The 5,469-nt window shown below is 67.2% G+C and carries 4 protein-coding genes; 1 reads left to right on the forward strand and 3 read right to left on the reverse strand.

Going from position 1 to position 5,469, the window contains the following annotated elements; all coding sequences use genetic code 11:
* A partial coding sequence (locus A5625_RS09450; RefSeq protein ID WP_156748080.1) for an ABC transporter substrate-binding protein occupies positions 1 to 783 on the forward strand: 783 nt, incomplete at its 5' end.
* Between the two features lie 372 nt (positions 784 to 1,155).
* On the opposite strand, the gene A5625_RS30060 is transcribed toward A5625_RS09450, so the two are convergent.
* From A5625_RS30060 to mobF, 3 genes are read right to left on the reverse strand one after another with little or no spacing between them, the layout of a single operon-like run.
* Positions 1,156 to 2,031, reverse strand: coding sequence for a hypothetical protein (locus A5625_RS30060; RefSeq protein WP_232003561.1), 876 nt, complete (start codon positions 2,029 to 2,031; stop codon positions 1,156 to 1,158).
* The gene (locus A5625_RS30065; protein ID WP_232003563.1) at positions 1,974 to 2,540 is read right to left on the reverse strand and encodes a hypothetical protein; all 567 of its coding nucleotides are present in this window, start codon (positions 2,538 to 2,540) and stop codon (positions 1,974 to 1,976) included. Before A5625_RS30065 ends, A5625_RS30060 begins: the two co-directional genes overlap by 58 nt.
* Before the next feature lie 31 nt (positions 2,541 to 2,571).
* Positions 2,572 to 5,454, reverse strand: a complete 2,883-nt coding sequence (gene mobF, locus A5625_RS09460) for a MobF family relaxase (RefSeq protein ID WP_066992015.1) — start codon at positions 5,452 to 5,454, stop codon at positions 2,572 to 2,574.
* Positions 5,455 to 5,469: the final 15 nt, after the last annotated feature.

The following is a 5,469-nucleotide window of genomic DNA, read 5'->3' on the forward strand; positions in this document are numbered from 1 at the left end:
GCCGCGCTGGGACCCGGCGATCCCGATGCTGTGCTCTCTCTCGGCGCTCAGCCCGTCGTGATGAACGCGGCCAACGCCACGGCGCCGAGCTGGCTGCAACCGCTCATCCACTCCTCACCACCGGTGTTCGCTGCCGCCGACGCTGCCGCTATCACCGCGGCCAAACCCGACCTCATCATCGACACCGGCGCCATCGACCAACCCACCTATAACGCGTTGGCCGCGATCGCACCGACCCTGACCCAGCCCGCCGACACCACTCAAGACTGGACGTGGCCGACACAACTGAACTGGATCGCCACCGCGCTGGGCCGCACCGACGCCGCCAAGCCGCTCCTTGATAAGGCGCAATCCGAGCAGAACACGATCCGCTCGGAGCATCGCAGCTTTCTCGGCAAATCGGTCGTGGTGATCAACTACACCGGCACCACCACCACCGCCGCAGCCACCCCTTCAGCGCCGAGCAGCTATCTGGAGGGCATCGGCTTCACCTACAACCCGCACTACAAACGCAGCCCCGGCGGCCCACCACAAGTCCCGTTCAACATCAACGACGTCGATTACATCGGCCAACGCAGCGACGTGATGCTGTTATTGCGCACCGACCCCGCCGCCGGCGGCGGCGGGTACGCCGGCTTGCCCGCCAAATACACCAGTTTCGGCGGCACCCTGGTCATCATCGATGACTCCGCGACCATCACCGCCCTCAACACCGGCGGGCCCGCGGCCACCAGCTACCTCAACACCGCACTGGTCACCAAGCTCGCCAACCAAATCCACTAAGCGCCAACGAAGGCCGAATCCGTCGTCAGACGGCCCGCCACTGATCGGGCTTCTTTTTGTCACTGAGGTGACGGACCCGGGCGAAATGGCCCTGCTTTTTCGCCCAGTCGATGGCTTCTTGCTGGGTCGGGGCGCTGTGGAGCTCACTATCAGCGTGGTCTTCGACGACGTAGTGCGAGATGGCTCTCCTTCGCGGCCTTTCGGCCGCGGTTCAACGTAGACGTTCACCATGGGTGCTTCTCCTCCCGGTGTACTGGTCAGCCAACCTTGTACGCATACCCCAGACCAGACCGGCATTCACCGCGCGCGACCACATCACCTCGACCGGTCCGCAGCTGGGCGCCACCGGCGGTGATCAGATCACCGCCGGTTTCAGACCAGCGCTCCACCGTCCCAGAACGGGCTAAACCCGCCCCATTCCCGGTTGGCGATGGGGTATTCGAGGGCGCGGGCAGCGCCGGTGAGTGGATGATCGTCGCCGAGTAGCCGCACGCAGTCGTCGATGAGTTTGCGGGTGCGCACCGCGGCGGAATCGAACTCGTGGCCATGCCATAGCCACCACGCAAGGTAGTACTTCCATTGCAGCGTCTCAAGGGCGTCGTTGCCGACTTCGCGCGCGCTGCGCGCCAGCGCTTTTTTGATTTCTACCGCGTGTTGCATCAGATCGGCTCTCTCCGAGCGCTGTTCGTCGGCGTCTTCGGCGACCTTGCCCACGGCGTCGTCATCGAGGTTGCCGGTATCCATCCACTCGCGGCCGGGTGTGAGGTCGATGTCGCGGTCTTCAGCTTCGGCGTCGATGTAGAGGTCGAAAGCGATATTGCGGGTTTCGTTGAGGCTGTCTTCCCATTCGGCCCGGGCGGCGGTACGTCGTTGGTCAGCGTCGATGGTGACCGGGTGCTCTGGGCCTAGGACACGTTCGAGGTCCTCGGTGAGGACTTCCCATTCGGAGATCCGCTCGATCTCGTCGGCGTCCTCGGGGGTGAATCGGGCGCGGTTGTAGCGGGCGAGCAGGCTGTGTTCGTGGTCGTGCCCGAGGGTGTTTTGTAGATCCACGATGAGTTCGTCGAGCTCCTTGAGGGTGTGCGCGTTGGCCCCTTCGGCCTCGCCCAGCCAGGCCAGCCGGGACAGTTGCGCGGCCAAGGTGTGCGGGTGCTGTTCGCCGAGCAGACGTCGCCGGTAACCGACGACGATCAACGCATCGGTGCTGGCGCCGAAGGGGTCACCGAGCGCGCGGCGCGCGAGGGCCACCCCGTAAGCCGCGGCCAGTGTGAGCTCGTGACGCGGACCGAACACCCGTGTTTCAGCGCAGCGCCGCACAACTGCACCCAACGCAGCAGTCGCTGGGCGGGGTCAGCGTCGGCGTCCTCGGCGGTGGCCAGCGTGTGGGTGGCCCATAGTGTGTCGGCCTGTTCTGGGCCCAGCACGCGCGTCATCACCGGTACGAGTTGCCGCAGTTCTTCGACGGCGTTCTCGTCGCCGCGGTGGTAGCGCCATATGGTGACCAGCCCGGCCGCCGCGAGGGTGTAGGGGTGTTCGTCGCCGAGTTTTTCCTGCCGTGCGGCCACCACCTCGGCGCCGTCATGGACTGCGCCGAGGCTGTCCCCGGCGTTCCAGCGCGCCGAGGCGACCTCGAGTAGGGCCGCCAGCGTGGTCTCGTGCCGCGCCCCGAACGCTTCCCGCGCGGATTGCCACTGCGTGAGCGCGTGTGCGAGCCGATCAGCCGCAGCCGACGGTTCTGGTTCTGGATCCTCACACATTTCCGGTCCCCCCTTGGTTGCATGGTCACTGTCACAATTCCAGTCCCTCGCCGCGGTCGCGTTCTTGCGCGCGCTGGCGGCTGTGCTGGGTGGCTTGGCGGAGCCGCTCGTAGGCGGCTTCGCGGCGCCGGGCCGCGGCGCTGTGTTCACGCCAGCCCGCGCGCCGGTCTTGGCGGCGCTGGTCGTGGCGGTCCAACAACGCCCCGACCACCGGGGGGAGCAGGTCGCGGTCGGTGCGTTCGGCTTCGGCGTGCATGGTGCGGGGCCGGTCGTCGTTGGCCAGGATCATCCGGAAGAAGTGCGCGGCCGCGTACTTGTTGCCGCGCCGGAGCGTGTGGATCTCCGCACCGGAGGCGACGCGGCTGTGTTCGTGGTCGGCTTCCCCGGTGATGGGCTGGTAGATGAAGGCGTGGTTTTCGTCTTTGCCGCGGGTCATCCCGACGTAGGCCATGGCACGTGAGGCCTTATCGCTGAGCACGGTGAAGCACGCCCCGGCGGTGGTGGAGTTGCCCACGGTGATGCCTTGGGCGGCGTGCAGGGTGGTGGCATAACCCAAGGTGATGTGTTCACGCAGATAGTCCCCGTCGAAGATGGTGCGGGCACCGTCGGTGAGCCGTTCGGCGGCGATGCGCGCACGCGCGGCGTCCACCCCCAGGACGCGCCAGCGGTTGCCGTTGCGGACTTGGTCGATGGGCTCACCGGCGCGGTGGTCGCCGCCGGGTTCCACCGTCAGGCTCGCGTCGTTGTTGCGGCTGATGATGATGTCGCCGGCACGCACATCCTGGTCGCGGGCCACCCGCACGGTGTCGGACAAGAACCTGGCCTTGTCGTCGGCGGCGTCAGCGGTGTTGGCGACCTTCTCGGTGAGCGCGCCGTGCAGCTTGCGGTTGATCGCGTCGGCGATTTCCCAGCGGTCACAGATGATCGCGGCGTCTTTACCCTCGGCGCGCGCCTGAAGGTAGGCGTTGGTGGCGTCATCGGCCATCGCAATCGGGTCCCCGGTGTGCAGGCGCCCGCGGTTGCGGTACCAGCCCACCGCGGTGCGCAGCCGGTTGCCGTGCGCCGAGCGCAGCGCCAACGACATGTCCCGCTCGGCCGGGTCACGCATGCGCCACACCTCACCGAGACGCTGCGACCAGGGCAGCTCATCGCACAGGTTCTCGAACATGCCGCCGCGCGCTTTGACCGGCGAAAGCTGATACGCGTCGCCCACCAGGACCATCTTGGCGCGCCCGGTCACCGCGCACGACATCAGCTTCTTGAGCTCGGGGGCGCCCAACATGGACGCTTCGTCGACCACGATCACGGTGCGCCGATCGATGTCGAGCTGATCGTCTTCGATGAGCTTGAGCGCTTGGGCCACCGTCAGGCCGCGGTCCCCGGCGCCATCGCGCATCGCTTCGTCGACCGCTTTCCCGGTGGGCGCAAGCACCAGGACTTCTTTGTGGCCGCGGTGCGCGGCGCCGCGCAGCGCTTTGAGCGAGTGCGTTTTACCCGCACCTGCCGGGGCCTGCAGCGGCTGCACCAGATAGGGGGAGTGCGCGATGTTGGCGATGGCGTGCGCTTGATCCGGCGACAGGTCACCAAGGTCGACGGGGCGCACATCCAGGCGCGTGCGCGCATCCTGGTCATCGACCATGCCGAAGATGCGCTCCTCTTCGACCATCACCGCGTCCACGGTGAACAGCTCGTGCCCTTCGCGGTGGTGCGCCTCGCGCGGCGCGCTGACCCGCACCGCGACGGTGTCCACGATCTTTTCGATGGCGGTGCGCGGATCTCCGGGCGCATCCACCGGCACCAGCGCACCCACCAGCTCCACCAGATCGGCGCGGGTGAACGCGCTCTTGTCGATCGCGCCCACCATGCGCGCGAGTCGTGCGCGGTCGGTCGGGGTGCGCGGCGCGGCGCGCCGCGCAGCGCGCGCGTCGGCATGCGCGGCGCGGTCCAGTTCCAGACCGCGCCCATCGGCGCGCCATTCCTCTTTGAGTTCGGCCCACGGCTTGGATTCGGGTTTGGCCGGGCGGGTGGCTTTTTGCGCGGCCGCGAGCTGTTGCGCGTTGGGTTCGCCGTCGACGACGACAAGGTTGTTGCGCGCCCATTCCCGCAGCCGCGTCGAGCGCCGCGACCACGCTTTGAGGCAGGTCTTGGTGACGCCGGCGATATCAGCCATCCCGGAGCGCTCATCGACCTCGCGCCATTCAAATTCGCGTTCAGCGTGCAGTTCGTGGCGCAACACCGCCTGATAGATCACCCCGGCCGCTTTGGCTTCGTGGTGCAGGGATTTGGAGTCGATCGACACCAGCACACCGTCGCCGCGGGCCTGCCGGTTGGGCACGATGACGTGGGTGTGCAGGTGCGGGTCCCCGCACCGTGACGTTTCGTGCTGGTAGGCGATCGCCACCAAGCCGGGCAGCCGTTGCAGGTCTTTTTTGCCGCTGATCGGGTTGTGCACCCGCGTGTAGCCGGCGTGTTGGTGCAGGTAGTCCATGGCGGCTTTGACTGCCCGCGAGTGCGCTTCGGCGATCACTTTGTCGTTGATCTCGCTGGTCAACGCCCGCACCAGCGACACGCTCTTGGGCGCGGCGAACGTCAGATCGAAACCGTGCACTGACTCCTTGGTGAAGGCACGTCCGCTGGCGCCGTTGGGGGCTATCCCGTCGTCGAGCCAGGTGGTGGCGGCCTCACCGTCAGCAAACCCGCTCGCCAGCGCCGCGCCACTCAAACCGGTGAGTTCAGCAACCTTGACCGCATCCCCGGCCACCACCCACGTCGGGACTCGGGTGTCACCTTCGGTGTAGTACTCCCCGAGCCCGCCACCGGCCGACACCCGGTCCATCGCGGCCTGTTTGGCCTCATTGGCCGTCTTCTCGTAATAGGCGATGCTCCAGCGGGAGAGCCGAGAAATCGTCAACACCCGCGACCACCTCCC

The organism is Mycobacterium sp. 1465703.0, assembly GCF_001672975.1.
Classification (GTDB): domain Bacteria; phylum Actinomycetota; class Actinomycetes; order Mycobacteriales; family Mycobacteriaceae; genus Mycobacterium.

Coding starts and splice junctions, on each gene's coding strand:
- A5625_RS30065 (WP_232003563.1), bottom strand. CDS start 2,540: ATGTGTGAGGATCCAGAACCAGAACCGTCGGCTGCGGCTGATCGGCTC.